At 56.3% G+C, this 26,581-nt stretch carries 23 protein-coding genes and 2 tRNA genes; 7 read left to right on the top strand and 18 right to left on the bottom strand.

The window, feature by feature from the left end; all coding sequences use genetic code 11:
* Positions 1–66: 66 nt before the first annotated feature.
* Both mdoH and mdoG read right to left on the bottom strand, forming a co-directional pair.
* Positions 67–2,595 (bottom strand): glucans biosynthesis glucosyltransferase MdoH, encoded by a 2,529-nt coding sequence (mdoH, locus tag KCG39_RS01815; RefSeq protein WP_004131342.1) that lies wholly within the window; start codon positions 2,593–2,595, stop codon positions 67–69.
* The gene (gene mdoG / locus KCG39_RS01810; protein ID WP_004131340.1) at positions 2,588–4,141 is read right to left on the bottom strand and encodes a glucans biosynthesis protein MdoG; all 1,554 of its coding nucleotides are present in this window, start codon (positions 4,139–4,141) and stop codon (positions 2,588–2,590) included. The genes mdoH and mdoG overlap by 8 nt, the downstream gene beginning before the upstream one ends.
* A 252-nt stretch (positions 4,142–4,393) precedes the next feature.
* On the opposite strand from mdoG, the gene mdoC reads away from it, so the two are divergent.
* The gene (gene mdoC, locus KCG39_RS01805) at positions 4,394–5,554 is read left to right on the top strand and encodes a glucans biosynthesis protein MdoC (protein ID WP_004131338.1); all 1,161 of its coding nucleotides are present in this window, start codon (positions 4,394–4,396) and stop codon (positions 5,552–5,554) included.
* Between the two features lie 36 nt (positions 5,555–5,590).
* Here mdoC and KCG39_RS01800 read toward each other — a convergent pair whose 3' ends face one another.
* The 7 genes from KCG39_RS01800 to ghrA all read right to left on the bottom strand — a co-directional run bounded on the left by KCG39_RS01800 (position 5,591) and on the right by ghrA (position 10,398).
* A complete protein-coding gene (locus KCG39_RS01800) occupies positions 5,591–6,181 on the bottom strand; it encodes a TetR/AcrR family transcriptional regulator (protein ID WP_004131336.1) in 591 nt (196 codons plus the stop codon).
* 46 nt (positions 6,182–6,227) lie between these two features.
* Entirely contained in the window at positions 6,228–6,782 is a 555-nt protein-coding gene (gene ymdB, locus KCG39_RS01795; protein ID WP_049112578.1) for an O-acetyl-ADP-ribose deacetylase, read from the bottom strand.
* Positions 6,783–6,871: 89 nt separating this feature from the next.
* Positions 6,872–7,177 carry a type 1 fimbrial protein gene (locus tag KCG39_RS01790; protein WP_004131333.1) on the bottom strand — a complete coding sequence of 102 codons (306 nt, stop codon included), beginning with the start codon at positions 7,175–7,177 and terminating at the stop codon, positions 6,872–6,874.
* A 296-nt stretch (positions 7,178–7,473) separates the two neighbouring features.
* The gene (locus KCG39_RS01785; protein ID WP_087829316.1) at positions 7,474–7,956 is read right to left on the bottom strand and encodes a DUF1097 domain-containing protein; all 483 of its coding nucleotides are present in this window, start codon (positions 7,954–7,956) and stop codon (positions 7,474–7,476) included.
* A gap of 103 nt (positions 7,957–8,059) precedes the next feature.
* Entirely contained in the window at positions 8,060–8,614 is a 555-nt protein-coding gene (locus KCG39_RS01780) for a TorD/DmsD family molecular chaperone (protein ID WP_004131331.1), read from the bottom strand.
* Positions 8,615–8,636: 22 nt separating this feature from the next.
* Entirely contained in the window at positions 8,637–9,374 is a 738-nt protein-coding gene (locus KCG39_RS01775; protein ID WP_004131330.1) for a phosphatase, read from the bottom strand.
* An 85-nt stretch (positions 9,375–9,459) separates the two neighbouring features.
* A complete protein-coding gene (gene ghrA / locus KCG39_RS01770) occupies positions 9,460–10,398 on the bottom strand; it encodes a glyoxylate/hydroxypyruvate reductase GhrA (RefSeq protein ID WP_049113418.1) in 939 nt (312 codons plus the stop codon).
* A 268-nt stretch (positions 10,399–10,666) separates the two neighbouring features.
* On the opposite strand from ghrA, the gene KCG39_RS01765 reads away from it, so the two are divergent.
* Positions 10,667–10,754: transfer RNA gene (locus KCG39_RS01765), tRNA-Ser, on the top strand.
* Positions 10,755–11,068: 314 nt separating this feature from the next.
* Here the strand turns inward: KCG39_RS01765 and KCG39_RS01760 are convergent.
* Positions 11,069–11,974: a LysR family transcriptional regulator gene (locus KCG39_RS01760; protein ID WP_004131328.1), complete on the bottom strand. Its 906-nt coding sequence runs from the start codon at positions 11,972–11,974 to the stop codon at positions 11,069–11,071.
* Positions 11,975–12,088: 114 nt separating this feature from the next.
* Between KCG39_RS01760 and KCG39_RS01755 the strand changes: the two genes are divergently transcribed.
* The 3 genes from KCG39_RS01755 to KCG39_RS01745 all read left to right on the top strand — a co-directional run bounded on the left by KCG39_RS01755 (position 12,089) and on the right by KCG39_RS01745 (position 13,880).
* Positions 12,089–12,949 carry a pirin family protein gene (locus KCG39_RS01755; protein WP_142467729.1) on the top strand — a complete coding sequence of 287 codons (861 nt, stop codon included), beginning with the start codon at positions 12,089–12,091 and terminating at the stop codon, positions 12,947–12,949.
* A 20-nt stretch (positions 12,950–12,969) separates the two neighbouring features.
* The gene (locus tag KCG39_RS01750; protein WP_004131326.1) at positions 12,970–13,647 is read left to right on the top strand and encodes an isochorismatase family protein; all 678 of its coding nucleotides are present in this window, start codon (positions 12,970–12,972) and stop codon (positions 13,645–13,647) included.
* 145 nt (positions 13,648–13,792) lie between these two features.
* Positions 13,793–13,880: transfer RNA gene (locus KCG39_RS01745), tRNA-Ser, on the top strand.
* A gap of 334 nt (positions 13,881–14,214) precedes the next feature.
* On the opposite strand, the gene KCG39_RS01740 is transcribed toward KCG39_RS01745, so the two are convergent.
* The 4 genes from KCG39_RS01740 to KCG39_RS01725 all read right to left on the bottom strand — a co-directional run bounded on the left by KCG39_RS01740 (position 14,215) and on the right by KCG39_RS01725 (position 20,401).
* Positions 14,215–17,289, bottom strand: coding sequence for an efflux RND transporter permease subunit (locus KCG39_RS01740; RefSeq protein WP_142468715.1), 3,075 nt, complete (start codon positions 17,287–17,289; stop codon positions 14,215–14,217).
* On the bottom strand, positions 17,286–18,434 hold the full coding sequence (locus KCG39_RS01735) for an efflux RND transporter periplasmic adaptor subunit (RefSeq protein WP_049112835.1): 1,149 nt from the start codon (positions 18,432–18,434) through the stop codon (positions 17,286–17,288). The genes KCG39_RS01740 and KCG39_RS01735 overlap by 4 nt, the downstream gene beginning before the upstream one ends.
* A gap of 78 nt (positions 18,435–18,512) precedes the next feature.
* Entirely contained in the window at positions 18,513–19,709 is a 1,197-nt protein-coding gene (locus tag KCG39_RS01730) for a sensor histidine kinase (RefSeq protein WP_004131319.1), read from the bottom strand.
* Positions 19,706–20,401: a response regulator gene (locus tag KCG39_RS01725; RefSeq protein ID WP_004131317.1), complete on the bottom strand. Its 696-nt coding sequence runs from the start codon at positions 20,399–20,401 to the stop codon at positions 19,706–19,708. The genes KCG39_RS01730 and KCG39_RS01725 overlap by 4 nt, the downstream gene beginning before the upstream one ends.
* 122 nt (positions 20,402–20,523) lie before the next feature.
* On the opposite strand from KCG39_RS01725, the gene KCG39_RS01720 reads away from it, so the two are divergent.
* Together KCG39_RS01720 and KCG39_RS01715 are read left to right on the top strand one after the other, a co-directional pair.
* On the top strand, positions 20,524–21,312 hold the full coding sequence (locus tag KCG39_RS01720; protein WP_142467731.1) for a MipA/OmpV family protein: 789 nt from the start codon (positions 20,524–20,526) through the stop codon (positions 21,310–21,312).
* 155 nt (positions 21,313–21,467) lie between these two features.
* Positions 21,468–21,761 carry a YciI family protein gene (locus tag KCG39_RS01715; protein ID WP_004131314.1) on the top strand — a complete coding sequence of 98 codons (294 nt, stop codon included), beginning with the start codon at positions 21,468–21,470 and terminating at the stop codon, positions 21,759–21,761.
* A 50-nt stretch (positions 21,762–21,811) separates the two neighbouring features.
* On the opposite strand, the gene phoH is transcribed toward KCG39_RS01715, so the two are convergent.
* The 4 genes from phoH to efeU all read right to left on the bottom strand — a co-directional run bounded on the left by phoH (position 21,812) and on the right by efeU (position 26,405).
* A complete protein-coding gene (phoH, locus tag KCG39_RS01710; RefSeq protein WP_032742089.1) occupies positions 21,812–22,600 on the bottom strand; it encodes a phosphate starvation-inducible protein PhoH in 789 nt (262 codons plus the stop codon).
* A 509-nt stretch (positions 22,601–23,109) separates the two neighbouring features.
* Positions 23,110–24,390 carry an iron uptake transporter deferrochelatase/peroxidase subunit gene (gene efeB, locus KCG39_RS01705; RefSeq protein ID WP_142446122.1) on the bottom strand — a complete coding sequence of 427 codons (1,281 nt, stop codon included), beginning with the start codon at positions 24,388–24,390 and terminating at the stop codon, positions 23,110–23,112.
* Between the two features lie 4 nt (positions 24,391–24,394).
* Positions 24,395–25,522, bottom strand: a complete 1,128-nt coding sequence (gene efeO / locus KCG39_RS01700; RefSeq protein WP_004131308.1) for an iron uptake system protein EfeO — start codon at positions 25,520–25,522, stop codon at positions 24,395–24,397.
* A 52-nt stretch (positions 25,523–25,574) separates the two neighbouring features.
* The gene (gene efeU / locus KCG39_RS01695) at positions 25,575–26,405 is read right to left on the bottom strand and encodes an iron uptake transporter permease EfeU (protein ID WP_004131307.1); all 831 of its coding nucleotides are present in this window, start codon (positions 26,403–26,405) and stop codon (positions 25,575–25,577) included.
* Positions 26,406–26,581: the final 176 nt, after the last annotated feature.

Here is a 26,581-nt window from a genome sequence, read left to right as displayed (position 1 = left end):
CAACAACCTCGATTCTCAGATAAAAAAATACCGGCACCATTGCCGGTATTTTCCTTTACCTACGGCTTACTTCGTTTTTAACGCCAGCGGGTTCAGCGTCAGCTGCTGATAGGCACCCACCCACGAAGAGTATTTCTCCGGCGCGGCCCACACGCGATAGTGCATGCGAGACATCGTGACCGGATCGCTTAGCAATACCAGACGACGGTCGCGGTTGAGCTTATCCGGCGTCTCGTTGAGCGCCTGTTCAACATGGCGCTCGCGAGCAATATCCAGAATATGCCCGTGACGGTGACGCGCGGTAGCCATCGCCGTTGCCAGCGCGTTAAATGATGGGTTAAATACCGCATGCATAAAACCATCTTCCAGAGAACGCTGACGGTTAAGCGTCAGGTAAGCATCGGTATCTTTAAGCACCTGCGGCGGCGAATATTCTTCCGGAATCAGGAATAGCTTCCAGCGCTTGGTGCGCAGGCCAATGGTAGCGCGGCTGGAAATGGCCGACACGAACGGCGACAGAATCAGCGAGACCACGATCGGCGCCAGCCAGAACAGGAAACGCAGATCCAGCCACGCCATACCCACCGCCCAAACTAGCCCCAACAGCATCTGCGAGCCGTGACGCATAAACGCTTCGCCCCACGGCGTAGAGTCGTCATCACGCTGCGGCGAGTTCCACACCACTTCCCAGCCGAGGAACGCGCTAACCACAAACACGGTGTGGAACAGCATGCGTACCGGCGCCAGCAGCACCGAAAAGAGCACCTCCAGCAGCAGAGAAAGGGTCACACGGATAAAGCCGCCGTACTCTTTCGGCCCTTTACACCACACCAGAATAATACTCAGCAGCTTCGGCAGGAACAGCAGCACCATGGTTGAAGCAAACAGGGCGATAGCCAGCTCCGGGCGCCACTGCGGCCAGACCGGGAACAGCTGACGCGGTTGCAAAAAGTACTGCGGCTCGGTCAACGCATGCACAACCTGCAGCGCAGTAGAGAGCGCAAGGAACATGAACCACAGCGGCGCCGACAGGTATGACATCACGCCGGTCAGGAATACCGCTCGGTGAACCGGGTGCATCCCTTTGACCAGGAACAGGCGGAAGTTCATCAGGTTACCCTGACACCAGCGGCGATCGCGCTTCAGCTCGTCAAGCAGGTTCGGCGGAAGCTCTTCATAAGAGCCTGGGAGATCGTAAGCAATCCATACCCCCCATCCGGCGCGACGCATCAATGCCGCTTCCACGAAGTCATGCGACAGAATGGAACCTGCGAAGTTACCCTCACCCGGCAGCGGCGCGAGAGCACAGTGCTCAATAAACGGTTTCACCCGGATAATGGCGTTGTGTCCCCAGTAGTGCGACTCGCCCAGTTGCCAGAAATGCAGACCGGCGGTAAACAGCGGGCCGTAGACGCGGGTGGCAAACTGCTGACAGCGCGCATAAAGCGTATCCATGCCCGACGCGCGCGGCGATGACTGGATGATGCCGGCATTCGGGTTCGCTTCCATCAGGCGCACCAGGCCACTCAGGCACTCACCGCTCATCACGGAGTCGGCATCCAGCACCACCATATAGCTATACTGGCTCCCCCAACGACGACAGAAGTCATCAATGTTACCGCTTTTGCGCTTCACGCGGCGGCGGCGGCGGCGATAGAAGATCTGCCCTTCGCCCTGAACTTCAGCAATGAGCTCCATCCACGCTTTTTGCTCCGCCACACAGATGTCCGGGTTGTAGCTATCGCTCAGGATATAGACATCAAAGTGCTCGGCGTTGCCGCTGGCCTTTACCGACTCCCAGGTCGCACGCAGGCCCGCGAACACGCGGTCAACGTCTTCGTTGCAGATCGGCATAATCAGCGCCGTGCGATGCTCCGGGTTCAACGGCTCATTCCCAACGGTCGAGGCTGAGATACTGTACTTGTCGCGCCCGATCAGCAGCTGCAGGAAGCCCATCAGCGCGGTCCAGAATCCAGCGGAAACCCAGCAAAAAAGCACGGCGAACAGAATCAGGATCCCCGACTGCAACACATATGGCAGCAGCTGCATAAAGGAAACCCATAGATTCTGCCCCACCATATCGGCCGGGTTAATCAGCGCCCAGCCCTGGTAGGGCAAAATGGTTTTCATGTACCAGGTCGCCACAACGGTCTGCGCCAGCGTCAGCAGCAGAAGAATATAGCGGCGGATAGAGCCGACGGTACGCCATTTCTGCTCGCTCTCCTGCTCTTCTTTGCTCAGGCGAGAAAGATAGCGCGGAGTCACGTCGCGTCCGCGCAGCCGATCCCAGAAACGGCCGACCGGGTTGGTACGCCAGGGGTCCGGAAACATAGAGGAACGTTTTGCTTTCGGCATGGCGTTCAACTGAGTGCGCCCTTCGTCATCCTTAACCAGCTGGTTACCGGCCAGCGAATCAGGCCAGCTATGCTCCAGCCGCGATTTTACCGACCCCAGCGGGGCGTCATCTTCGCGTTTAAAAACGTGATGTTCAGCGTCCAGTGCTTCATGTACGGCCTGCAGACTTACGTCAGGTAACGCGCGTTTTTCTGCATCCGACAGCGGCAATGCGTCGATGTACTTCGTTATCTTATTCATTGGCAGGCAGCTGATAGCTCCAGGTTTCGCTCAGCGTCTGGTCGGTATTGACCAGCGCAGCGCGCATATCCGTGGTTTTCTTAGGATCTTTCACTTTGACGCGTAGGATCATACGCCAACCCTTAGTTACCGGGTTGTAGCGCACGGTATTTTCGACGATTTCAGCGTTATCACCGATGCTTGCCTGCGCGGTTACCGGGGTATCTGCGGGCAGCTTTTTCATCTCGGCGCCGGTGAAATCAACAATGAAGGCAATGGTGCCATCAGGCTGGCGGATCAGGTTCGATTGCTTGACATCGCCGGTAGAGCGGCGGGTCTGCATCACGTAGGCGTTATCCGGCGCATGCAGCTTGTCTTCGTCGCGGCTGAAAGTGATGGTGTATTTGAAGTTCATCTCTTTGCCGGGTTCCGGCAGTTGATCCGGCGTCCAGTAGGTCACGATGTTATCGTTGGTTTCATCGTTGGTCGGGATTTCGACCAGTTCGATTTTCCCTTTACCCCAATCACCTTTCGGCGTAATCCACGCGCTTGGGCGCAGATCGTAGCGGTCATCAAGATCTTCAAAACGCGAGAACTGGCGGCCGCGCTGTAGCAGGCCAAACCCCTGCGGGTTCTCCATTGCGTAGCTGCTGACGGCGAGGTGCTTCGGATTATTCAGCGGACGCCAGATCCATTCGCCGTTGCCGGCAAGGATCGAAAGCCCATTTGAATCATGCAGCGACGGACGATAGTTGGTAGTCGGAGACGGCTGATGCGGCCCGAACAGGAACATACTGGTCAGCGGAGCCACGCCCAGCTTACCGACTTTGTCACGCAGATAGACCTTAGACTGCACGTCCACCACGGTATCGCGACCGGGCATGATCACAAAACGATAGGCGCCGGTTGCGCGCGGGGAATCAAGCAGCGCATAAATCGTCAGACGTTTATCGGTGGCTTTAGGACGCTCAATCCAGAATTCACGAAAACGCGGGAACTCTTCTCCAGACGGCAGCGCGGTATCGATCGCAAGCCCACGGGCAGAAAGACCGTATACCTGACCCTGGCCGAGCACGCGGAAGTAGCTGGCTCCGAGCATGCTGACGATCTCATCGTTCTTGTCTTTGCTGTTGATCGGATACAGCACCTTGAAGCCCGCAAAGCCGAGGTCTTTAACCGTGTCTTTATCGTGCTGCACGTTGCCAAAATTAAAATAGTCCGGGCTGTATTTAATTTTGCGCACGCTGGTTGCCGTCACTTCATTAATGGTGACCGGCGTATCGAAATACATTCCCTGGTGATAAAACTCGAGTTTGAACGGGCTTTTCAGATTATTCCAATAAGCTTTATCGTGATTAAACTGAATTTGCTGATAGTCCGCATATTTCATGTCGCGGAAGGCAGAGGGCAGGTTACTTTTAGGCGCTTCAAAGCCTTTGCTGGCTAACGTTTGTGCCTCTTTTGCGACGTCATCAATGCTGAAAGCCCATGCAGATGAAGTACACAGGGACAACATTACGGCTGCGCTTAACCAACGCATTTTCATCATCTGTGGTTTATGTTTCATATAAGTAAGCACTTCCCCCTTTGTGTGCTTAAATCGATCCGATCTATTTTAATGGAAACTCAGGCATTCCGACAACATAATCCCTGCATTGTTCGGCATGGCGGCACAGGGAATACACAGTTCACTGCCCCGATTGCACTTTGCGTGCTTATCCTGGAGACAGTTAACCATAGTTCATGTAGGGTTGCAGTGAATTTAAACGTTATCACGTTGAGTGATAAGACGAATTGTCTGAGAATGTAGTGATATTGTATGAATAATACTCCGGTACAGCGTGAATATTTTTTCGATAGCATCCGCGCATGGCTGATGCTATTGGGTATCCCTTTTCACATTTCGCTCATTTACTCCAGTCACAGCTGGCATGTTAACAGCGCCGAGCCTTCATGGTGGCTGACGTTGTTTAACGACTTCATTCATGCCTTTCGCATGCAGGTCTTCTTTGTGATTTCCGGCTATTTTTCCTACATGCTTTTTCTGCGCTATCCGCTGAAGAAATGGTGGAAAGTCCGCGTTGAGCGCGTCGGCATCCCCATGTTAACCGCGATCCCCCTCCTGACCCTACCGCAGTTTATTATGCTGCAGTACGTCAACGGTAAGGCGGATAACTGGCACACGCTTTCCGGCTATGACAAATTCAACACCCTCGCCTGGGAGCTGATTTCCCACTTATGGTTTTTGTTAGTGCTGGTGGTTCTGACGTCGCTGGGCGTAGTGATGTTTAAATGGCTGACGCGCCCGCGTTCTGCCGCGGCACCAACCTTTGGTGACACCGTCACATTAGGCCAACTGTCGATGATTTTTCTCGCGCTGGGCGTGCTGTATGCGGTCATTCGCCGCACCATTTTTATCCTCTACCCGCCCATTCTTAGCAATGGCCTGTTCAACTTCATCGTGATGCAGACGCTATTCTATCTGCCTTTCTTTATCCTCGGCGCCCAGACGTTTATTAACGCGCGCCTGAAGACGATGTTTACAACCCCATCGCCATGGTGCTTTGCGGCGGCTTTACTCGGGTTTATCGCCTATCGGCTGAATCAGCAGTACGGCTCTGGCGACGGCTGGATGTATGAGACGGAGTACGTGATTACCATGGTGCTGGGGCTATGGATGGTCAACGTGGTCTTTTCGCTTGGCCACCGCTTGTTGAATTTCCAGTCAGCGCGGGTGACCTATTTCGTTAATGCATCGCTATTTATCTACCTGGTGCACCACCCGCTGACCCTTCTCTACGGGGCGTGGATAGCGCCGGTCATTAAATCGAATACCCTTGGGTTTATGACCGGGCTGGTTTTTGTGGTCGGGATTGCTCTGGTGCTATATGAAATCCATCTGCGGATACCGCTGTTGCGCTTCCTTTTCTCCGGAAAATTCCAGCAAAAGACGGCTAAGCCGCAAATATCCGCCAGTTGAAACAGCAAGCTGCTGTGTGGAACGTACATAGCAGCGCTATTTTTGTGCAAACAGCAGTTGAAAAACATCGCGGTACAGGTTTTCCATTGCTGCTTTATCTACCGTCGGGGTCGTCGCAAAGTCGCAACGATAGGCAGCCCCTTCGGTTAATATCGCGATAAATTCGCAGGCGACGCTAATTTGCGCCTCGGTCATCTCAGGGTGATAGTGCCGGGTTAGCCGCCCGCCCTCCTCTTTCAGGCGGCGATCGGCCTGGTTCATGATTTCGCGCAGGCGTGGATTTCGGGATGCCTCGGCGTTAATTTCCATCAGCAGATAATTATCGTTTTTCGTAGACCCGGTCACGAGTGTCGCGCCGGCTAATACTGAAGCCATGCGGGCTAAATCATGATTCCCGGCAACGATTTCGCCCACTCTGGCATTCACGATCTCACTGACGATGACTTCAACGATCTCTTCTTTGCTGGCGAAAATGCGATATAGCTGACCTACGCTAAGGCCAGCCTGATGCGCAATATCCGCTACGGAGGCGCCGTGCAGGCCCTTTTCCGCAAAGCATTTCTGTGCCGCGGCTACGATTTCCATCCGCCGAAGCCGTTGCTTTTGTAGAACCTTCCCTTCAGCCACCGATACCTCTCCCGTTATGATAATTCCAGGCCTGCGCAGGAAACTATCATATCTTATTCTGATGGCCGAGTTGCGCGCGACTTGCCTCAAGTAATCGCGTATAGATGCCGGCGGTTTCGGCATCAAAGCATACGAAACACACGCGTTCCAGCGGGTTATAGCGAGTGAGGAAAGCATTCACCGTACGTACGGCTATCTCCGCGGCGGCCTCTTTAGGGTAACCATAAACGCCGGTGCTGATAGCAGGAAATGCAATAGAACGATAATTGTTTGCCGAAGCCAGCAGCAGGCTATTTTTATAGGCGTCAGCCAGTAACTCCGCCTCCTGCCTGTCACCGCCGTGCCAGATGGGTCCAACGGCGTGAATAACCGCGCTGGCGGGCAAATTTCCTGCCGCCGTAATCACCGCATGACCTGGCGGACACTCTCCCTGCTGTTGCCGCACCACTTTACAGGCAGCAAGCAGTTCTGGCCCTGCCGCGCGGTGAATCGCGCCGTCCACGCCACCACCGCCAAGCAGCGACGGGTTTGCCGCATTGACGATAACGTCCACCGCGAGCTTTGTAATATCGCCGAGAACAACCTCAGGTTGAACAGCCATTTCTCCTCCTGTCGGCATAGGTCTTCAAATGAATACACGAGGATAATATGGCACGATAGCCCCCGGGACGAAAGCCTGGGGGCAGAGGGTTACCGATAATCAACATCCAGAATAGCGAGGGTCCGTTGCGGATTAATATATCTTAATTGCGCAGAGCGAATATTTTCGTTGTGTATATTCCCTTTCTCAAGCTGTTGAGCAGAAATTTTAATCGCATCCGCCCTCGGGCAATCCATAATAATCTGGTCTTTTATCGTATTGAGCTGGCAGGGTGCTTCCACCACCCGCCCGTAAAAATGGATGACGCCAGCCACGGTCTGTTCTGCGAGCACAGGGTTAACAAAAGAAGGTAAAATAAACAGCGCGGCAAGTGGTGCATATATGATTGTTTTCATTATAAAACTCCTCTGCATATCGGTATAGCTACTGAAAAGCACCAGCCATCCATGAGTGCATCGAGTTATATTTTTTTACTTCAAGTTAATTATATTAACAATTTGAAAACAAAAAATATCATTTATTTAAATATGCTAACAAAATCGATTCACTGACTGTCGGTACAGTTAAAGTCTCAGATATATAAGGAAAAATAGAATACAGGGAATATTAATGATGGGGTAAACAGGCAGCAAAAAAGCAAAAGAGCCCGGCGGGCCCTTTTGTGATGGAGACGGGGATAAATTAAAAGCGATTAGCTGCTTTGGTTAGCAAGAGATTTATTTTTCTCAGCCCGGGTCGCCAGCCACAGGCCGCTATTTTTCATGGCGTAGCCAAATACCAGACCCAGCGCGAGTGAAGGCACAACCAAACGCCAGTCGCCGCTGCCGGCAAACGTCGCGCACGCGCCGATAAAAGTTCCCGGCACAAAAGAGAGCATCAGCTGACGCGCCTGAATGCACATCAAAAACGCCACGATGCCGGTCATAATATAGCTGACAATTTCCAGCTGCGGCGCCAGCGCGCTGCCGTGAATAATTACCAGCGCCCACACAACGCCGCTCATGACCGTACAGGTTGAAATAAACAGCCCTTTTAACCCACCTTGCGGACAGGCAAAGTAAGCCGTACAGCCAAGGAACCCCGCCCAGCTCAGCAGACCCAGTGCGACAGCCACCCATCCCCAGATACCGGAGAGAATGCCTGTCGTTAATGCGATTGCGAAGAGTATGTTCATGGCGCGTATCATAGCAGAAACGCACCCGTCAAACGCGACTCAGAGCACACTAAATGAAATCAAAAATATTTCATTGCATTTAAAGTGTGATTTTAATCACAAATTATTGTTCGTTTTCTTCCTGCAGCTCATCCCACATGGCGGAGACCGCTTCGCGAGTCAGCGGGGCCATCGTGCGCCAGAACGGCGTGGTGGCATGCGCTTCAACTTTGCCCAGGAACTCACCGCACCAGGGCAGGATATATTCCGCGAACAGGGTTTCCAGAACTTCGCTTTCATCTTCCGCCGCGTGATCTTCCAGCCAGGAAGCGGCCAGCAGTAAGGAGCCGAAATGATCCGCCGCCCCCTCCCCCGTAGGTACGCCATGCGCGGCGAGGAAACCACGGACTTCAGCTTCCGTCGCGCCGTCTACCCATGCGCTACGGTAAGGCGCCACGCGGCACTCTTCACCGACAAACAGCACGTTGTATTCGGCGGCCAGCGACTGCATATCACAGCTTTTTTGCAGGCGCTCCAGCAGTTCATCCTGTTCCAGCGGCCAGCTCGCCGCCAGCTTCCCTTCGCGGATAAGGGTAAAGAGCGGAACCAGCAGCGGGTCCTGCGGCTGACGATAATAGAGAGAGCCCAGCACGCGGCAGAGGATTGAAAACTCGTTCATTCATTTATTCCAGTTATTCAAATTAAAGTTCAGCCAGCTCAGGAATCGCAGGCATGCCGCGCGATTCAAGAAAATTAAGCAGACGCCGGGGCGTTACGTTAAGAATTCGGTCTTCCGGAAAACCGACGGCATCAAGAATTTTTCGGCATTCGCTAAATTCACCGAGCGTAAATGCCGTATGGGAATCCGAGCCCAGCGCCACCCAGCCACCGGCATCGCGTACGGCCGCCGCAACGGCACGGCAGTTATCTTCGCTGCCGATACGCGACGAGACAAAAGAGGAGTTATTGATTTCCAACGCCACATGGTGCTTCGCCGCGGCGGCGGCAATGGCAGGGATATCCACGGGAAATTTAGGGTTACCCGGATGGCTGATGATATGCACCGCGCCGCTCGCTATCGTGGCGATCATCGCTTCGGTATGCGTCGCTTTATCCTGAGGAGGGAATACCGGCTCATGAAAGCCAGCGATAATCAGGTCCAGCGAGTTCAGCATCGGGCCGGTACAGTCGATTTCGCCCTGGGTATTTTTGATATTGGCTTCGATACCTCGCAGGATGCCAACGCCATCCACCAGCCGCGGCCAGATACGCATATTAATAAAATGCCAGTAGTGCGGCGCATCGGCCATATCGGGCCCGTGGTCGGTAATGGCAAAGAGTTTGATCCCCTTGCGCTTTGCTTGCGCGATATAATCGTGCAGGGTGCTGTAAGCGTGGGTGCTGGCGACGGTATGCATGTGCAGGTCAACAGGATACATCACAATCTCCTTCTCTGTTTGTGGCAAGAATAGCAGGAATCTGCGCCCATGATCAGCAAAAACCCCGCTCAGGCGGGGCTATCGCTTAGTATCCCAGTTGGCGATCGACCTGCCCGCTGACCGTTTCGCCCCGTTCTAACTGACCGATGGTTTTAGCGATATAAGCGATGGCTTCCAGAGGCCGGGTGACGGCAGCAATATGCGGCGTCATCGCCACTCGCGGGTGCCGCCAAAGCGGGCTCCCTTCCGGCAGCGGTTCGCGGCTGAACACATCCAGCATCGCCCCTTTTAACTTGCCGCTATCCAGCGCGGCCAGCAGATCCTCTTCCACCACATGAACCCCGCGAGCGAGATTCAGCACATAGCTGTTATCCGGCAGCTGCGCCAGGCGCGCGCTATTAATAATGCCAACGGTTTCCGCCGTGTTGGGCAGCAGGTTAATCAGCACTCGTGTACCGCTCAGGAAGTCTTCCAGCTCTGCTTCCCCCGCAAAGCTCGTTACCTGAGGCCAGGATTTGCGGCTACGGCTCCAGACGCGTAGCGGAAAACCCCAGCGTTGCAGGCTTTCTGCCACTTTCGCGCCCAGTACCCCCGCCCCCATAATGCCGATGGCGAAGTCCTCACGCTGATACTCCTCCAGCGGCTGCCATCGCGCCTCCTGCTTTAAGGCCTGATAGTCATCAAAACGACGGAACCAGTGCAGCACCTGGCTCACCGCATACTCTTGCATCTGCAGACCCATGCCGGTGTCTTCCAGACGGAACAGCGGCGTCGACAGAGGCAGCATTTCCGGGTTTTCCCGCAGTTTGCTTAGAATTGAATCAACGCCGGCGCCAAGGGCAAAGACGGCTTTAAGTTTGCGGCCTTGCAGCATTTCAACCGGCGGATGCCAGACCAGCGCATAGTCAGCGGGTTGATTATCACCGGATTTCCACTCGCGGACTCGCGAGCCGGGGAGCTGTTTTTCCAGCTCCGCAATCCAGAAAGGGGTATCGAACGTCGGGTGGTAAAAGATGATATCCATAAGGGCTCCTGACAGCTGACGCTATCGGCAGGTTAGGCTAGCGTCGCGTTTTACTCGTTGTTTTCTATTGGTTTGCCAGCATAGCAAATTTCGTCAGGCGAGCGTGTGAAAAAGGGAATGGCGACAAAAAAATCGATTCTCGCGCATTTAGAGAGCAAGTTGCTTGAAGTTTGGCTAAACGGTCGATTTTTTTAAAAAGTTGATTGACGGGAGATACGTATTTCCCTAAATTAGCGCCCGTTCCCGGCAACAACGGGAAAGACAATATGGTGAGGTGTCCGAGTGGCTGAAGGAGCACGCCTGGAAAGTGTGTATACGGCAACGTATCGGGGGTTCGAATCCCCCCCTCACCGCCATACTCAAAGAAGAGCTCGTACGCAAGTACGGGCTTTTTTTTCGCATATAGCACCTGCCGGGGGGAGGAGAAGCCCCGACCGGGGTTCGACAACTGGCGACAGCCAGTTGGACAGATGACGAGCCTGCGAGGAATCTGCCCCCCTCACCGCCATCTTCGAAGAAGAGCTCGTACGCAAGTACGGGCTTTTTTTTCGCCTGTTGCACTCCGCCCGGTAGCCCGGACAGGCGCATCGCGCCGCCTCCGGGAACAGTCGCCATCCCGCGGCTTCAGACTCTCTCCGATAGCGCAGCGCCGCCGGGATAGCGGCAAATGCTAATCCTCCTCCATCCGCTGATACTCTTCGCTCAGGAAATCAACCAGCGCCCTGACCGAGGGCAGCAGCCCGCGGCGCGAGGCAAACACCGCATGGATCACCTCCCTGCGCGGTTGCCACTCATCAAGGACAACCACCAGCTCTCCGGCGGCCAACTGATCGCGCACCATTAATAAAGGAAGCTGTACCACCCCAACGCCGGCAATGGCCGCTTCACGAAGCGCCAGCATATCCGTGGTCACCAATCGGGGAGTGAAATAGATCTCCGCCCTTGCGCCCTCTGGACCGGTCAACTGCCACTTATGCTGATGTTTACCTGCGCCCAGGCTCAACCCCGGCCAATCGCTTAATTCTGATGGAACCCGCGGCTGCCCTTGCCGCTCAACCAACCCGGGACTGGCGACCAGACGGTGCCCGCGATCGGCCAGGACACGCATCACCAGGTCGCTGTCTTCTATCGGTCTTGGGCGCACGCGAATCGCCACGTCGACGCCCTCGCCAACGACATCCACTCGCCGATTGGTGGCTTCCAGTTGAAGATTGACGCCCGGGTAGCGCACCATAAACCGTGCCAGCATCGGCCCAATATGCGCATGCAATAACGTTACCGGACAGGTCAGCTTCACGCTGCCGCGCGGTTCGGAACGCAGGGTTTCCACCGCCTGTTCTGCCGCTTCCGCCTCGATCAGCATCGCCTTGCAGTGTTGATAAAAAGTAAGCCCAACTTCCGTTACCGCAAATTGGCGGGTTGTACGTTGAATCAAACGTACGCCAAGGCGTTCTTCTAACTGGGCGATTCGACGGCTCAATTTTGATTTGGGTTGATCGATCGCCCTTCCCGCCGCAGCAAATCCACCGTGATCGACCACCTGCACAAACCAGGCTAAATCATTAAGATCCTGCATCCTTCCTCCATCGTTCCATTTTTAGAACAGTATAGGTCGTTTTTGCTATCTAGCGGACTATTAGTGGCGAATATATGCTTATTCACATCAGAAACAGACATTCAGGAGACTGCCATGAAACAAATTACAGGTATCTACACTGCGCCTTCACAGCACTGGGTAGGCGACGGTTTCCCGGTTCGCTCAATGTTCTCTTATCAGACACACGGCGAACAGCTAAGCCCCTTCCTGCTGCTTGACTATGCAGGACCGCATCACTTCCCGGCGGGAACGGAGAAACGCGGCGTCGGCGAACATCCGCATCGCGGATTTGAAACCGTCACCGTGGTCTATTCCGGCGAAGTTGAACATCGTGACTCAACCGGTAGAGGCGGCGTTATTGGGCCGGGTGATGTGCAGTGGATGACCGCGGGCGCCGGGATCCTGCACGAAGAGTTCCACTCCGCGGCGTTCACCCGTACCGGCGGCGAGCTGAAGATGATCCAGCTCTGGGTCAACCTTCCGGCTAAAGACAAAATGACGCATCCGGGATACCAGAGCATTACGGCTGATGTGATTCCTGACGTTGACCTGCCGAACAATGCCGGCCGCATACGGGTTATTGCCGGGCGCTACGAGGATACGGTTGGCCCCGCCCACACGTTTTCTCCGCTGAACGTATGGGATCTTCAGCTTAACCAGAGTCAGGAGATCACCCTGCATCAGCCTGCTGGCTGGAGTACGGCGCTGGTCGTCCTGGAAGGTGAGATTGTCGTGAACGGCGAGGGCAACGCCCACGAGGGACAGCTGGTTGTGCTCAGCCAGAAAGGAGAAGCGCTCCACCTCGCGGCCAGTACCAACGCAAAAGTACTGCTGATGGCCGGCGAGCCGCTGCAGGAGCCGATCGTGGGCTACGGCCCGTTTGTGATGAATACCAAAGCGCAAATCGCAGAAGCGGTTCGTGATTTTAATAGCGGCCACTTCGGCCAAATCTGATACTGAATGAGGTGAAGAATATGTCTACCCCAGCTAACTTTAATGGTTCTCGTCCGGTTATTGATGTCAATGATACCACCATGCTGCTGATCGACCACCAGAGCGGTCTGTTCCAGACCGTGGGCGATATGCCGATGCCGGAGCTACGGGCGCGCGCCGCCGCGCTGGCGAAGATGGCCTCGTTAGCCGGCATTCCAGTGATCACCACGGCGTCAGTGCCGCAGGGCCCGAATGGCCCGCTGATCCCTGAGATCCATGAAAATGCGCCGCATGCGCAATATATTGCGCGTAAAGGAGAGATTAACGCGTGGGATAACCCGGAATTTGTTGCCGCGGTAAAAGCGACCGGGCGTAAAACGCTGATTATCGCCGGTACCATTACCAGCGTCTGCATGGCGTTCCCGTCCATTGCCGCCGTCGCCGATGGCTATAAGGTTTTTGCCGTCATTGATGCTTCCGGTACCTATAGCAAGATGGCGCAGGAAATCACACTCGCCCGCGTCGTCCAGGCTGGCGTCGTGCCAATGGATACCGCGGCGGTTGCTTCTGAACTGCAGCGCACCTGGAATCGACCGGATGCCGCTGAGTGGGCCGAGGTGTATACCAAAGTCTTCCCGGCATACCAGCTGCTGATCGAGAGCTACGCCAAAGCTCAGGACGTGGTCAAGAACAACGAACAGCTTGATTCACAGCGTTAAAATGCCTGCCTCGCCGCACTACGGCGGGGCAGTGTTCATTGCTTAACCGAACGATAGCAAAAGAATAAATACTGCTTGACCGTTTTAGCACAACTCCCTATAGTAGCGCCCCGTTGCCCACCCAAGGTGAGCAGCAAAACAATATGGTGAGGTGTCCGAGTGGCTGAAGGAGCACGCCTGGAAAGTGTGTATACGGCAACGTATCGGGGGTTCGAATCCCCCCCTCACCGCCATATTCAAAGAAGAGCTCGTACGCAAGTACGGGCTTTTTTTTCGCCTGTTGCACTCCCCCGGGGGGGGATGAGAAGCCCCGACCGGGGTTCGACAACTGGCGACAGCCAGTTGGACAGATGACGAGCCTGCGAGGAATCTGCCCCGACAAAATTGCCGGGAGCAATTTTGAACAGCGCCTGCGCTGACCCCGAAGGGGCGAGGCCCAGGGATGGGCCGAGTAACGGCGAGCGCAGCGAGTCAATCCCCCCCTCACCGCCATATTCAAAGAAGAGCTCGTACGCAAGTACGGGCTTTTTTTCGCCTGTTGCACTCCACCGGGGGCAACCTGTTTTATCAAGCGGCGTGACGCCTTTTCCAGTATCTCCCCATCTCCAGCAACATGCTAAAAGACGCCGGAAGCACGGTTAACGTGACGAGCGTGGCGACGATGAGCCCGCCAATGATGGCATACGCCATCGGCCCCCAGAAGACCTGGTGAGAGATGGGGATCATGCCCAGGATCGCGGCGCAGGCGGTCAGAAATATTGGCCTGGCCCGGTGCTCTGCGGCGGCAATAATGGCGGCCTCGCTTTCCATACCCTGAGCCAGATTATTATCGACCTCACTGATAAGTATCACGGCATTGCGGATAATCATCCCCGCCAGCGCGATCGCGCCGAGCAGAGCCACAAATCCCATTGGCGTATCGCTCGGCAGCATGGCCATGACGATCCCCGGTAAGCCGAACGGGGCCATTAACAGAGCCAGCAGCATACGAGAATAGCGCCGTAGCTGGAGCATCAGCAGTAACAGCATCACCCCGAGGGTGACGGGTAAAATATCAAAAACCGAGCTATTGCCTTTTTCGGACTCCGCGACCACCCCGCCTTCTACAATGCTGTAACCGATGGGTAGACCCGCGCGCAGTTTATCCACCGTCGGGCGCAAACCGTCCGATACGCCTTCTGCCCGCATCCCCGGCGCGAGGTCGGTTTGTACGGTGATGAACGGCAACCTTTGCCGACGCCAGAGTACCGGATCGTCCACTCCCCAGTCCGGCGTGGCTACCGCGCCAAGGGGAATTTTTTGTCCATCGCGCCCCTCCACCGTCAGCGATGACAGGGTAGCAAGATTCAACCGCTCGCTATCATTCGCCCGCAGCACCACGTCAATCAGCCGATCGTCATCCCTTATCGACGTCACCGTCGTGCCGGACCAGACAGTATTAAGCGTCTGCGCCAGACTCTGCGACGACACCCCCGCCGCCCGCGCAGCAGTCTGGTTCACCTGCAGAACGAGGGTTCTCTCCGGCTCGCCCGCGGTCTGATTCACCTCCCGGGTTAACGGCGAGCGCCCTATCGCCTCGGCCAGACGCCCGGCATACTCTCTGACCTTGAGATAATCCGGACCGCTGATCCGGTATTTGATCGGCCAGCCCACCGGCGGCCCCAGCTCCAGCGGCGAAACGCGCGAAGTCAGATCGCTGAATTGCGTCGCCAGCAGCGTATTTAACTGTTCCCGCAGGCGGTCCCGGGCGGCAAGATCCTTCGCCACCACCACCAACTGCGCCGTATTTTCATTATCCAGCAGAACATCCATCGGTAAGTAAAAGCGTATAGCGCCCGAACCCACATAGGTCGAGTAATGATCAATATTGCGATTCCCGGCAAGCGCCCGTTCCAGCCTTTCCGTTTGTTTCTCCGTGGCAGACTGCGAAGCATTGGCCGGCAGCGTCAGGCTGACCAGCAGCTCCGGACGATCGGATGAAGGGAAAAACTCCCCCTGCATAAACGTTGTGCCATACACCGATACCCCTAGCGCGGCCAGCGCAATTCCCAGGGTGGCGAGCCGGTGGCGCAGCGCCGTTCGCAGAAGTCGTCCATATCCCCGCGCCATTCGGCCCGGGCCCGCGGCATGATGTTTAAACTTTTCCGGCAGCAGCCATGCTCCGGTCAAAGGAGAGAACAGAATCGCCACGATCCATGAACTCAGCAGCGCCATCAGTACCACGGCAAACAGCGAAAAGCAGTATTCGCCAGCGCTGGATGAGGCAAAACCGACGGGAATAAACCCGGCAATCATAACCAGCGTACCGGTCAGCATTGGAAATGCCGTGGTTTTGAAAGCATAGGTCGCCGCCAGCCGTCGCGTATCCCCGGCCTCCAGCCGGGATACCATGGTTTCCACGGCGATCATGGCATCATCCACCAGCAGCCCAAGCGCAATAATCAGGGCCCCGAGAGAGATTCGCTGCAGGCCGATGCCTGCCAGCATCATTCCGGCAAAGGTCATCGCCAGCACCAGCGGGATCGCCGCGGCCACCACCAGCCCGGCCCTTAATCCCAGGGAGACAAAAGAAACCGCCAGCACAATCAGCACGGCTTCCACCAGCACCCGGACAAACCCGCTTACCGCGCCGCTGACCACCGCCGACTGGTCAGCCACTTTCACCATCTCGATACCGTGCGGCAGCCCGGCGCCGATGGCGCTCATTCTGTTGTTCAACGTCGCGCCAAAGCGCAGCATATTTCCCGTTGGCGCCATGGAAATCGCCAGTCCAATGGCAGGACGCCCGTTAACGCGAAACGCCGCAGAAGGCGGTTCGGCCGCTCTTCTCTCGATGGTGGCAATGTCGGTCAGGGGAAGATAGCGATCGTTAATGCGCAGGGTGACGGCGCGTAAGCTCTCTTCGCTCCTGAGCGCCCCGCTGACTTTTATCGTCATCTTCTCCTGCCCGGTGCGCAGAACGCCGGCCGGAACTACCGCATTCTGGGCCCGCAGAGCATCCGTAACCTGCTGAATGCTGAGCCCCATACCGGCCAGTCGGGCGGGTGAAAAAGCGATCGCAATCTGCTCCTGCTGTTCGCCAAGCAGAACCGTTTTGCCGATATCCGGCACGGACATCAGTTCACGGCGGATCGTCTCCACCTGCTGGCGCACCTCCTGAAGGGTATATCCGTCAGGAACAAAGCCATAAATCGTGCCGTACGTGTCGTCAAACTCATCGTTCACGCTCGGCCCCTGCGCGCCTTCGGGCAGCGATGGCGCGATATCCTGCATTTTTTTGCGGATCTGATACCAGATCGCCGGGACTTTTTGCGCTGGCGTGTCATCGCGGAGATTAATATAGATAACCGTTTGTCCGGCCCGGGTTTCACTTTCGATATAATCGAGCCAGGGCGTTTCCTGCAATTTTTTTTCCAGCACATCCGTCACCAGATGGGTCGTATCCGTTACCGATGCGCCCGGCCACTGTGCGGATACCACCGCCGTTTTGATAGTGAACGCCGGATCTTCATTACGCGGCAGCAGCGTATAGCTGAGCGAACCGATAACTATAATCAGCAGCATAAAAAAGCTGACCATTTGCGGATTTTCCAGCGCCCAGGCGGAGAGGTTAAAGGTATATTTTGACGACGCTATTTTCACGGCTGCTTCTCTCCGGCGACGACTTTTTCCCCCGGACGAAGTTTACTCACGCCAGCGGTAATAACCCGGTCGCCGGGCATAAGGCCTGAGGCGATGATAACGAAAGAAGCCGTGTAGCTAGCGGGAACGACAACGCGCAGCTGCGCCTGCATCTGCGGGGAAATCACAAAGACGGCCGGTTTTTCTCCGCAACGGCTCAGCGCCGAAGCCGGTACCGCGTAACCCGCCGAGCCTGATGCCGGTAGCCTTACCGTGACGCTGGAGCCCAGCGCCATCGCAGCGGGCGGTTTCTTGAGAGTAGCCCTGACGCGCCATGTCCGGGTCTGGGGATCGGCCTGTGGGCTAATATCACGCAAAATGGCGAAAGCGTTCACTCCGGCATCGCTGAGCAAAGCAACCTGAAATTCCTCCGCCTTTTGCGCCTCAATCTTAGCGGGATCCGGGATATCAAACACCACGTCGCGCGCCTGCCCGGCCGCCAGCGTCACCACCGTCTCACCGGCGTTGACGACCTGACCGGGAGAGGCGCTGACCGCCGTAATGATCCCCTCGCCCGGAGAGGTCAGCCGAGTCCAGCCAAGGCTTTCCCTGGCGTTGCGCAAAGCGGCCTCGCTGCTCTTCACCCGGGCGCTGGCGACCAGCCAGTCCGCCCGCGCGCTGTCGAGCTGGGAGCGGGCGATTGCCCCTGTCGCGATGAGTTTTTGCATCCGGCTAACGTTCAGCGCGGCTACCCGGGCGGTCGCTCTGGCGCTCTCTTCGTCAGCCGTCGCGCTATCCAGCTGGTTTTGTGCGCTGGTATCGTCAAGCGTGGCCAGCAGTTGCCCGTAATTGACCCGATCGCCAATATCCACCGCGCGCGTCATCATCCTGCCCGCCGTACGGAAGCTCAGGGCCGTCTCATCGTGCGCATGGATCTCGCCGGTTCTTTCCAGAGAGGGAAGCGTTGCCGGGGAGCCGATGACCACGTAGCGCACCGGGCGGGCGGGAGCCGGCTTATCGCCGCTTTTATCGCCACAGCCCACCAGCGGTACGATCATCAGGGCCAGTACGATCGGCGGCAACAGCGCAAACCAGGGTAGCGACCGCTCGGCGCCGAGCAAAGCGTACACGCACTGACGAAGGGAAAGAACTAACTCATATAACATAACGCCACTCCGTTCGGGAAATGGCGCCATTACATGACACATTAATCGAGAATGGCTCGACGTTCTGTCAAGGGATTATCAAGACGGGCTCTTTTCTTCCACGCCGGGATCGTACGGCAGATGAACGCGAATCAGCAGACCGCCGCTCGCCGGTAACGACGCGCTAATGCGCCCCCCGTGCGCCGCGCAGATAGCGCGCGCAATGGATAATCCCAGGCCGCTGCCGCCGGAATGTCTGGCGCGGGACGCCTCCTCGCGGGTGAAGCGCTGGAACATTTCCGGTAAAAAATGCCGCGCCACGCCGGGCCCGTCATCAACAAAATCGATGAGGTAAGCCCCCTCTTCGCGGCGCAGTTTAATGGCGAGATGGCCCCCCTTGCGCCCATAGCGAACGGCATTTTCCATCACGATGGTAAAGACCTGCCCCATGCGGAAGGCGTCGCCGCGAAAGGGGCATGACGGCGAAGGCTGAATGGCGATCGTGACGCGCTGAGCGTCCGCCTGCGGCGTTAACCATGCGGCTCGCTCCTGAAGGAGCTCATCCAGAGAGAATGGCTGGTCATCCAATACCAGATTGCCGGCATCCGCGAGGGAAAGGAGATGCAGCTCATCCGTCAGCCGATTCAGATGCTGGAGCTGTTTCATCACCATCTCCAGCTGCTGCGGCTGGGTATCAAAAACGCCATCCAGCATGCCCTGCAGACGGCCAATCGCCGCCGTCAGCGGGGAGCGAAGCTCATGCGCCATCGCCACATGCGAGGCGCGGAGTTCTTTATCGTAGCGGGCCAGCTGGCCGGTCATTTTGTTAAAGTCGGCGGCAAAGCGGATCATTTCCGCCGGCGCGTCCTCAATCAGCTCCGCCTGGCGGCCAAATTGCCCTCCGGTCACATCCTTCGCCGCATCACGAAGACGGCTGAACTGCAGCGATAGCGGACGGGCGTAGCGCAGCCCCATAACAACAATGAAGGGGATCATGACCAGCACCAACACCGCTACGGTCACCCAGTCCGCCGAGGCGATAGAGGGAGTGGAATAACTCAATCCCCACCAGGTATCGACAATCTGATGAAAACGCGCCGGGTTGGCCTCGGGATTGCGGCTGAGCGCGACAAATTCCTCGCGCAAGGCGGGCGGCATTTTGTGCATGATCCAGTAGTTCTGCACGGCAAAGCGCAGCCACATACAGGTGGCGATAACAATCACGCTGCCGATAGCCAGCGCCAGAATACGCCCGCAAATCCAGCGCCAGAGAGAAGAGTGTCGGGTCTTGATCATGGTTGTCTGAACCTGTAACCCACGCCGCGAACGTTGACCAACGCGCCGGATACTCCCGCGGCCTCCAGTTTTTTACGCAGGTTATAAATATGCGTATCCACCACGCGCTCCAGCGCTTCGCTCTCGGGAAGGCAGCGCTCCAGCAGATATTGTCGCGAAAAGGGGCGAACGGGGGCGCGCATCAGCGTGGCCAGAAGCGAAAACTCGGTCGGAGTCAGGTCGAGAATAGACGCAGGTTCCCCCGAGCGACTGACGGTCGCGACAATGGCCGCGACATCGACCTCCAGCCCCTGCCAACGCAGAATGTCTTCCCGGGCGTCGTCTTTGCGACTACGCCGGAGCACGGCCTGAACGCGCGCCACCACTTCGCCAGGGTGGTAGGGCTTGACCACATAATCGTCGGCGCCGTAGCGCAGCGCGCCAATACGATCGGGCATGTCTCCCATTGCGGTCACCATAATCACCGGCACATCGCTTTTTCGCCGCAAGCTGGCCAACACCTCGGTTCCGTTTAGCCCGGGCAGCATCACATCCAGCAAGATCAGGTCAGGCTTCCAGCGCTGCGCCATATCCAGCCCGGAGAGTCCGTCCATGGTCACCGCCACGTCATAGTTTTCCCGGCGTAAATAGGCCTCAAGCACGCCGGCCGCGTCGGCGTCATCTTCAATTATCAGCACTCTTCTGGACAACATCTGTTCACCTTGACCGTTTCTTAACACTATCCCGACCGTTTATTGATTTAGCAAAACCATACTGCAGCGGCATTCTGCGGCGTCCCCGATCGGACGGCGCCCGTTTCCATATGGAGAACAGTATGATAGCCAGAAAAATTTCGCCGTATATGGTCGTGCCGTTTTTAATGGTGATAACGCCCGGCGCGCGCGCCGATGAAGCCGCCGCGCCTTCCGATGGGCTGACTATCGGGGTGGGGGGAAAGTACGCGCCTCGTTACAGCGGTTCTGACAAGCAGATTTGGCAGGTGGTTCCCGTAATACAGGGTCGGAAAGGCGCTTTCTTTATTGATAGCCAAAAAGGCATAGGCTACGACCTGTCAGGCGACAGCGGCCTCTACTTCGAGCACACGCTCGGTTACGACCTCGGGCGAGCGGAAAAAAACTCGAGCTGGCGCGATGGGGCTAATACGCTGAAGGGGATGGGTAATATTAAAGCCACCATGAATACCGCCTTTGCCGTCGGCTGGTCGGTCACGCCGTGGCTCACCGTTGAAGGCAAGGCTACACTTCCGCTCACCGACGCCCAAGGCGTGCATTATCAAACTTCCGCCACCCTCCTGCTGGTTCAAAACACGCAAGATATCGTTGCTTTAAAGTCCGCCGCGCTGTTTGGCGACAGCCGGTACGTCAATACGTTTTACGGCGTTGACCACCAGCAGAGCCTCCGTTCCGGCTATCGCCCCTATCGCTCAGCCGGCGGATTTTACGGCATCGATAACGCGCTGACCTGGAGCCATCAATATGACGAGCATTGGGGTTCCACGCTCAGCGCCGGCTATAGCTGGCTCGGGGAACACGCCGCTGACAGCCCGCTCGTCTCCCGGCGCAATGAAGGTTCCGTAACGGCGGCAATCACCTGGACATTTTGAGCTATAGGTCAGCAACAATTATCCGCTCTATAGCAGTAAACCGCCGTTATTTTCGTTTGTAGCGCGCCTGGATAACGTGATGAAAAAAGCCAGAAACCCCATCCACGCTAATGATAAACTTCTGCAGCGTTACCTTTAAATGTTAAGGAAGGAATATGAGCACCATTGCCGTTGTTGTTCTGACTTACGTTAAACCGCTTGAGGAAGTTGACGCCCAGCTTGCTGCACACGTGGAGTGGCTGAAGCAAGGGTACGCTGACGGAATATTTCTCGCTTCGGGGCGTAAAATCCCCAGGTCCGGCGGCGTGATTCTGGCTAAAGGCGATGATCTGGATGCGCTGCAAAACTGGCTGAGCCAGGATCCGTTTCAGCAATCGGGCGTAGCGAAAGTCGAGATCGTTCCTTTTGAAGCAACGATGGCCAGCCCCTCGCTGCAGGCTCTTCTGTAGTGCGCTAAAAACAAAGCCCGGTCGCCCGGGCTTTGCAGACTCAAAAGGACTCAGTAATAGGCTTTCAGCGCGCGCTGGCAAAGCGTTGAGCGCACGCAATCGTCGGTCGTAAAACGCACAATACCGACCATCTCATCCTCCTCAAAACGCGCCAGCGCATCGCTCAGGCCCGAGCGGACTCCAGAAGGCAGGTCGCACTGGGTAATATCGCCGTTGACGATAACCGTCACGTTCTCCCCGAGGCGGGTCAAAAACATCTTCATTTGCGCAGCGGTCACGTTCTGGGCCTCGTCCAGAATCACTACCGCATTTTCAAATGTACGTCCGCGCATGTAGGCGAACGGCGCGATTTCCACCTTGCCGATTTCCGGGCGCAGGCAGTACTGCATAAAGGAAGCCCCTAGCCTTCTCACCAGCACGTCATAAACCGGGCGGAAATAGGGAGCGAACTTCTCGGCGATATCTCCCGGTAAGAAGCCGAGATCTTCGTCGGCCTGCAGAACGGGACGGGTAACAATAATTCTGTCCACATCCTTATGGATCAGGGCTTCAGCTGCTTTTGCCGCGCTAATCCAGGTCTTACCGCACCCGGCCTCGCCCGTGGCGAAGATCAGCTGTTTATTGTCGATGGCATTCAAATAATGCGCCTGAGCCTCATTCCGTGCTTCGATTGGCGATGCATCGCGGCTGTCCCGCGCCATGCCAATGGCTTCTACGCCACTCATTTGCACAAGCGATGTGACCGATTCTTCTTCGCGCTGCTTATGGCTTCGCGAATCCTGTCTCAGCACACGTTTGGCCTCACGACGAGCTCTGGTCACTGCTTTTTGTCTTCCCATGGATAGCACCTTGCGTTGTTGGTTTACATCACACGCGCCACGATCGACGCGATTATGCGCACTAACGATTGAGGTTTGGCTTCCTTGTAAGCCATTGCTTGCCTGACGAATTGGCAGAGGGTCACGGCTACGCGCACCGGTAACCTTGCCTGGGTTCGGGTTTTCTTTGCGAGAGGAGGAGGATTTTGCGGTGTGAAAATCGCGGCCGGAAGTTGGGCTCCCGTGCTGATGAGTACGGTCTGGGGTTTGACGTTTTCCGTTACAGCAATCGGGCATTCGCGATCTCCATAATGAAACGAGACTACTGCCGAGAACTACCGCGCCTGTAATAAGTACATCAGAAATAATTCTAAGCGCAACTTATTTTTCACATACAGACAACAAATAATTCTCATCACAGCTGAGGAGAGTTTCCGACTATAAGATTACAGAAAAATGAAACAAGGCAGGAAATACAAAAAATGAATGGAAAAACAGCAGAAAACGCCCTGCCCTTGCGGGCAGGTACGTCAGGCTTCGAGCAACGATTGCCCAAGATAATGCCGATCGTTGATAACCCCCGGCAGAACAAAGAAATAGCCGCCGCCAATGGGCTTCACGTACTCCTCCAGCGCTTCTCCGTTCAGGCGCTTTTGCACCGTCAGGAAGCCTTTTTCCAGATCGTGCTGATAGCAGACAAACAACAGCCCCATATCCAACTGCCCGGAATTGGTCACCCCCAGCGAATAGCTGTAGCCCCGGCGCATCATCAGGCTGGATTGCGTTTCCGGGGTGCGCGGATTGGCCAAACGAATATGGCTATCGAGCGCAATGGTATCGCCGTCAGGGTCTTTGCTGTAATCCGGCACGTCGTGCTCGTGCTGCATCCCAAGCGGCGCGCCGCTCAGCTTATCGCGGCCAAAAATGGTCTGCTGCTCTTTCAGCGGCGTACGATCCCAGAACTCAACGTGGAACTGAATAATCCGCGCCGCCTGATAGCTGCCGCCCGTCGCCCACGCGGGCTCTCCCTGGTCGGCGGTAACCCACACCACCTTATCCATTAGCGCCTTATCGGTGCTGATCGGATTCGCGGTGCCATCTTTGAAGCCCAGCAGATTCACCGGCGTCTCTTTACCCTTGCTGCGCGCGGCGCTGTCGGAGATGAACCCTTCCCGCTTCCAGCGCACGCTGAGCAGATCCGGGGTGTGCTTAATCACGTCCCGCAGGGCGTGAATCACCGTATCCTGGGTATTGGCGCAAATTTGCAGCAGCAGATCGCCGTGGCACAGCGCCGCATCCAGCGAATCGTTCGGAAAACGCGTCATCTTCTGCAGCGCCTTCGGCGCCTGATTAGCCAGGCCGAAACGCTCGTCAAACAGCGAATGCCCCACCGAGACGGTGATCGTCAGGTTATCCGGCGCGATCCACGGCCCGAGAATGCCTGAGTCCATCGGCGGCAGCCGCGGGTTCGGCGTATCCGGCGCAGGGCCGCCTTTGGTCAGAAAGGCGATACGCCCGGTCAGCAGGCGAAACAGCCGCTCAAGGTCCGCTTTATCGCTGGCGAGCACGTCAAAAGCGACCAGCATCATCGACGCCTGCTGCGGCGTCAGCACGCCGGCCTGATGCGGACCATAAAACGGCTGCGCTTCCATACGCGCGTTTGGTGACAGCGTGCCCGGAGAGCTATTGTCTTTTGCCGCGTGCGCCACCGGACAGCCGCCGGTTATCGCCAGCGCGCCGCCAAGCGCGCCGATCCCTTTTAATAACCGCCGCCGGGACGGTTCATTAACATCATATTTTTGCTCAGCCATCGACTTAGTCCAGACCCAGGATCCCGCGCAGCTGGGCCAAATCTTCCGCCAGCGTGGTGATCGGGCCTTTCAGCGCGTTACGATCGGCATCCGTCAGCTTGTCATAGGTCTCGAAGCCGTCTTTGGTGCGGTATTTGCTGAGAATGGTATCCACTTTTTTGAAGTTGGCGTCCACCTTCGCCAGCAGCGCGCTGTTCTCTTTCTGCAGCTGCGGACGCAGCAGGTCGACGATTTTCTGCGCGCCGTCAATGTTGGCCTGGAAATCCCACAGGTCAGTATGGCTGTAGCGATCTTCTTCGCCGCTGATTTTGCTGGCGGCCACTTCTTCAATCAGACCGGCAGCGCCGCCGACCACTTTTGACGGCGGGAACGCCAGTTCGCTAATGCGTTTTTGCAGATCGAGAACGTCGGCGTTCAATTGATCGGCATAGTTATCCATTCCCTTGACGCTATTATCGCCAAACAGCGCTTTTTCCAGCCGGTGGAAACCGGTGAATTTCGGATCTTCGGCTTTTTTCTCGTAGTCATCCTCGCGGGCGTCGATGCTACCATCAAGATCGGAGAACAGCTCGGCGATCGGTTCGATACGCTCATAGTGCTGGCGCGTCGGCGCGTACAGCGCTTTCGCCTTCTCGATATCGCCCGCTTTCACCGCATCGGTAAAGGCTTTGGTGCCGCTAACCAGCTCCGCGGTCTCGGCGGTAACGTAGGCTTTATAGGCGGTAATAGCCTCACCCAGGCTGAGCAGCGCATCGGCTTTGGCGGCATCTTTGGTCGCCTCGCCGGTCACCGTCAGTTTGCCTTTCGGGTTGGTCAGCAGACCACAGGTCATATCATATTCGCCCGGCTGTAGGTTGGCCGTCAGCTTTTGCGTAAAACCGGGAGCGATATTCTCCCGCTCCTCCACCACCATCACCCCTTTCAGAATTTCCCACTCCAGCGCTTTCTGGCTGTGGTTCTGAATGATGAACTGGGTTTTACCCGCCTTCACGGTGACGTTCATCGGCTCGCACTGTTTGTCGGTGACGGTCACTTTGACCTGCGGAATATCGGCCGCCTGGGCGTAAAAAGCCGAGCTGAACAGCGCAGCGAGCGTAAGCTGCAGCGCATTACGACGAAAATGATTCATCATGACCATCCCTTTCGATAAGTATGTTGTCACTATTGCAATCCGCGATGCCCGACTACGCTGCCCGGGATGCGGTGGTTTTTTTACCCGGCGGCGAGACGTACAGCGCCAGCGCCGGGATCAAATAGATAAAGTAGACCGCCACTTCGCTGACGGTCGGCGTTTCCTGATAGCCAAAGATCCCCTCCAGCAGCGTGCCGAATAGCGTGTGCGTCGAAATGACGTTGCTCAGGTCGAAGGCGACCTCCTGGAAGTGGTTCCACAATCCGGCCTCATGGAAGGCGCGGATAGCTCCCGCGGCGAGGCCAGCGGCCACCAGCAAAATAAACAGGCTGGTCCATTTGAAGAAGACGCCGAGATTCATGCGGATACCGCCCCAGTAGATCAGGAACCCTAAAACGATGGCCGTCGCCAGACCGAGCATCGCCCCAATGGGCGGCCAGATCCCGACATCCTGCTGGAAGGCGGCGAGCAGGAAAAAGACCGATTCCAGGCCTTCACGCGCGACGGCGAAAAAGACCATCATCACCAGCGCCCAGCCGTGATTATTCCCGCGCTGGAGGGCATTATCGACCGCCTGCTCAAGCTGCTGTTTGACGTTGCGCGACACTTTACGCATCCAGAACACCATCCACGTCAGAATGCACACCGCCACCACCGCCACGATGCCCTCAAACAGCTCCTGCTCGCGCTGCGGAAACTCGCCGGTGGTTTCGTTGATAAAGATTCCCAGGCCCAGGCACAGCGCCGCCGCAAGCAGCACCCCAATCCACATTACGCCAATCCAGCTGCCGCGCTGGGTGCGTTTCAGATAGCTGGCAATCAGGCTGACAATCAGCGCAGCTTCCAGGCCTTCACGTAACATGATGAGAAATGGGACAAACATGCCAACACCCTTAAATGTGAACCGCAGTCAACTGATGCAAAGATAGGTAAATATTTCTGATAGTGATTATCATTACAATAATCAGAAACACAAGTGAAATGTGGAGTGAATGATGACGATTTGTAAATTAGTCGCGAACAAATAATGACTTGCGCGATTATCTCGCAGCCCTGGCC

This window comes from Klebsiella pasteurii (assembly GCF_018139045.1).
Lineage (GTDB): Bacteria > Pseudomonadota > Gammaproteobacteria > Enterobacterales > Enterobacteriaceae > Klebsiella > Klebsiella grimontii.
Note: the sequence above shows the minus strand (reverse complement) of the source record. Positions and strands in the feature narration are given on the sequence as shown.

What these genes read in the sequence shown, in the direction of transcription:
- KCG39_RS01785 (WP_087829316.1), bottom strand. Translation starts at nt 7,956, where the DNA reads ATGAACATACTCTTCGCAATCGCATTAACGACAGGCATTCTCTCCGGT.
- KCG39_RS01760 (WP_004131328.1), bottom strand. Translation starts at nt 11,974, where the DNA reads ATGCAGGATCTTAATGATTTAGCCTGGTTTGTGCAGGTGGTCGATCAC.
- efeB (WP_142446122.1), bottom strand. Translation starts at nt 24,390, where the DNA reads ATGGCTGAGCAAAAATATGATGTTAATGAACCGTCCCGGCGGCGGTTA.
- mdoH (WP_004131342.1), bottom strand. Translation starts at nt 2,595, where the DNA reads ATGAATAAGATAACGAAGTACATCGACGCATTGCCGCTGTCGGATGCA.
- mdoG (WP_004131340.1), bottom strand. Translation starts at nt 4,141, where the DNA reads ATGAAACATAAACCACAGATGATGAAAATGCGTTGGTTAAGCGCAGCC.
- KCG39_RS01735 (WP_049112835.1), bottom strand. Translation starts at nt 18,434, where the DNA reads ATGTTATATGAGTTAGTTCTTTCCCTTCGTCAGTGCGTGTACGCTTTG.
- KCG39_RS01715 (WP_004131314.1), top strand. Translation starts at nt 21,468, where the DNA reads ATGAGCACCATTGCCGTTGTTGTTCTGACTTACGTTAAACCGCTTGAG.
- phoH (WP_032742089.1), bottom strand. Translation starts at nt 22,600, where the DNA reads ATGGGAAGACAAAAAGCAGTGACCAGAGCTCGTCGTGAGGCCAAACGT.
- KCG39_RS01780 (WP_004131331.1), bottom strand. Translation starts at nt 8,614, where the DNA reads ATGAACGAGTTTTCAATCCTCTGCCGCGTGCTGGGCTCTCTCTATTAT.
- ghrA (WP_049113418.1), bottom strand. Translation starts at nt 10,398, where the DNA reads ATGGATATCATCTTTTACCACCCGACGTTCGATACCCCTTTCTGGATT.
- efeU (WP_004131307.1), bottom strand. Translation starts at nt 26,405, where the DNA reads ATGTTTGTCCCATTTCTCATCATGTTACGTGAAGGCCTGGAAGCTGCG.
- KCG39_RS01775 (WP_004131330.1), bottom strand. Translation starts at nt 9,374, where the DNA reads ATGTATCCTGTTGACCTGCACATGCATACCGTCGCCAGCACCCACGCT.
- KCG39_RS01730 (WP_004131319.1), bottom strand. Translation starts at nt 19,709, where the DNA reads ATGATCAAGACCCGACACTCTTCTCTCTGGCGCTGGATTTGCGGGCGT.
- ymdB (WP_049112578.1), bottom strand. Translation starts at nt 6,782, where the DNA reads ATGGCTGTTCAACCTGAGGTTGTTCTCGGCGATATTACAAAGCTCGCG.
- KCG39_RS01720 (WP_142467731.1), top strand. Translation starts at nt 20,524, where the DNA reads ATGATAGCCAGAAAAATTTCGCCGTATATGGTCGTGCCGTTTTTAATG.
- mdoC (WP_004131338.1), top strand. Translation starts at nt 4,394, where the DNA reads ATGAATAATACTCCGGTACAGCGTGAATATTTTTTCGATAGCATCCGC.
- KCG39_RS01725 (WP_004131317.1), bottom strand. Translation starts at nt 20,401, where the DNA reads ATGTTGTCCAGAAGAGTGCTGATAATTGAAGATGACGCCGACGCGGCC.
- KCG39_RS01750 (WP_004131326.1), top strand. Translation starts at nt 12,970, where the DNA reads ATGTCTACCCCAGCTAACTTTAATGGTTCTCGTCCGGTTATTGATGTC.
- KCG39_RS01755 (WP_142467729.1), top strand. Translation starts at nt 12,089, where the DNA reads ATGAAACAAATTACAGGTATCTACACTGCGCCTTCACAGCACTGGGTA.
- efeO (WP_004131308.1), bottom strand. Translation starts at nt 25,522, where the DNA reads ATGATGAATCATTTTCGTCGTAATGCGCTGCAGCTTACGCTCGCTGCG.
- KCG39_RS01790 (WP_004131333.1), bottom strand. Translation starts at nt 7,177, where the DNA reads ATGAAAACAATCATATATGCACCACTTGCCGCGCTGTTTATTTTACCT.